The organism is Rhodococcus opacus (assembly GCF_012396235.1).
GTDB lineage: Bacteria > Actinomycetota > Actinomycetes > Mycobacteriales > Mycobacteriaceae > Rhodococcus_F > Rhodococcus_F opacus.
Genome location: NZ_JAAXPA010000092.1, coordinates 1 through 1,996, shown reverse-complemented (window position 1 = coordinate 1,996; position 1,996 = coordinate 1). Strand labels below are relative to the sequence as shown.

Annotated in this window: 3 protein-coding genes and 1 pseudogene; 1 reads left to right on the top strand and 3 read right to left on the bottom strand. The window is 59.0% G+C overall.

Annotated features, from left to right (window positions below):
- A pseudogene (locus HGB39_RS37985) lies at positions 1 to 200 on the top strand (hypothetical protein); the annotation flags it as partial.
- A 223-nt stretch (positions 201 to 423) separates the two neighbouring features.
- Here HGB39_RS37985 and HGB39_RS37980 read toward each other — a convergent pair.
- From HGB39_RS37980 to HGB39_RS39495, 3 genes are all read right to left on the bottom strand, one after another.
- Positions 424 to 1,206: an SBBP repeat-containing protein gene (locus tag HGB39_RS37980; protein WP_005563555.1), complete on the bottom strand. Its 783-nt coding sequence runs from the start codon at positions 1,204 to 1,206 to the stop codon at positions 424 to 426.
- Positions 1,133 to 1,438, bottom strand: a complete 306-nt coding sequence (locus tag HGB39_RS37975; protein WP_155756144.1) for a hypothetical protein — start codon at positions 1,436 to 1,438, stop codon at positions 1,133 to 1,135. The genes HGB39_RS37980 and HGB39_RS37975 overlap by 74 nt, the downstream gene beginning before the upstream one ends.
- 55 nt (positions 1,439 to 1,493) lie before the next feature.
- Positions 1,494 to 1,996: hypothetical protein (locus tag HGB39_RS39495; protein WP_247607640.1), on the bottom strand; the 503-nt coding region annotated here is incomplete at its 5' end.

Genomic DNA, 1,996 nt, shown 5'->3' with positions numbered 1-1,996 from the left:
ACCAACTGGGCCGCGATTAGCCGGTCAATGTGGTGACAACGCCGCGATGGAATCGTTCTTCGCGTTGCTGCAACGCAATGTCCTCGACCGTCGCCGCTGGAGCAGCCGTGAGGAACTACGGTTGGCGCCGGCAACGCGGTCTCGGTCGACTGACACCCGTCGAATATGAGACGCTCCATCAGACCGCACACGCGGCCTGAAAGTACACACCCCGTGTGTCAACCAGGGTGGGGGCAGTCCCCGGCGACCAAATGTTCGGTGGTGACGCCGCAGCGCTCACCGGGAGTGTGGCCCGGGTGCCACAAGCCCCGCCCGGGCCGTGAGCGGCGTCCCCGCGGTCACGAGCATCCGTTAGCTTGGCCCAGGAGTTACGCGGCTGCCTCTATCACGCGAAATCCGAACGTCGACGAGATTCCTTTGAGGCTACCGCGGTACCAGCTTGACCAGTCGTCCGCCGATCAGCCACTCGGTGACGTAGATGTTGCCGTCTGTATCGACCGCAACACCGTGCGGAGTGTTGAACTGCGCACCGTGTAAACGGGGCCGTTGCGTCCCTTTGTCGTCTGCCTCGTTCGGCCAACCCGGACGAGTTCGCACAGCGGGGTCATAGTCCCCAATGGATGCCTTGACTTCATTGTCCGGGCCTAGCACGGTGATACGTGCATCAAGCTCGGTTACCAGAAGGTTCTCCCCGTAGCGGGCAAAGCCACTCGGACTGACCAGGAAATCCTCACCGAATGAGCGCAGGAAGCTGCCCCCGAGGTCGAAGACCTGAATGCGTTTGTTGCGTCGGTCAGCGACGAGCAATTCCGGTTCCGCTCCCCTCCGGTCAAGGTAGATAGCATGTGGTTGAGTGAACCGGCCCGCACCGGACGTCCCGTCCAGGGTCATCATGTAAGTGCCCGACTTGTCAAAGCGGTGAACTACCGACTGCCCATAACAGTCCGCAACCCAAATATCCCCACTGCCACCAAAATGCTCCTCGTCCACCGCGACTTGGGTTGGGCAATAGCTACCATCGTCATACATCTCCAGCTGTGGCATATCGAGCCTGAAAACCTCGGTGCCATCAAGACGGAACTGCACAACATTTCCGCGGATCGGCTGTTGCGTGTCGGCTTGATACGTGCCGTCACAGCACCGCATCTTCGATCCGTTGTCGGAAATCCAAAGAAGTTCCTCGTCGTCCTCGCGCACCAGCAGCATGCCATGCCCCCTCGGTCAGGTCGACATCGAAGGTTCGCACCAATTCGCCAGTGTTGCTCAGAACTTGTACGCGCGGCAGCTTCTCGTCGAAAGTGACGATCTCGCCGCCCGAGGTTACAACGATCCCGTGATGCGCCCAGCCGTCGGTGTTGCCACGATGATGGTCACCTGAGAACCATCGGTCGTTGAAATCAAAGGTGAAGTCTCCTTCACCGATTGGATTGCTTCCCAAGCTAACTCCTTCGATTTTCTACAGGTTCTCGGGTTCGTCCGTCGGATCGTTGGGCTCACTGCCGACGGTTGCGGTCACCAGACGGGACGAGGCTCCGCTCTCGCGGCGGGTACACGCTCGCCAAGCGAGGAAGCTCGTCCTCGGCGTAGTCCGATTCAGCTATGACCTGCCATAATCGATCGATGAAGCGGTGCGCCGTCATTCCGAAGTGGACAAGGGTTTCTTCCTCGGACGCGCCACCGAACGGTGCCCATTTGCGGGCAAATCCGATGATGTGTGCAGCCTCGGTATCAAGGTGGCTACGTCTGTTCGCTTCGATACGAGCGGCGTGACGCCTCTGAGGTGACAGGTGGTGCTCACAAGAGTCCATGAATTCACACTCTCCATAGGAAAATGAGGCGACTTGCTGCTGATGTTTCGCGTCGGGATGCTTAGAGCGTGTCTCATGTGGATGAAGTGATGTGTGGGACATAATGTGACGCGTGGTAGATGAGTTGTCACTGCGGTTGGTTCCGGATGCGTTGTGGGAGATAGTCGCACCATTGATTCCGCGTTTTG

Coding starts and splice junctions, on each gene's coding strand:
- HGB39_RS37980 (WP_005563555.1), bottom strand. CDS start 1,206: ATGCTGCTGGTGCGCGAGGACGACGAGGAACTTCTTTGGATTTCCGAC.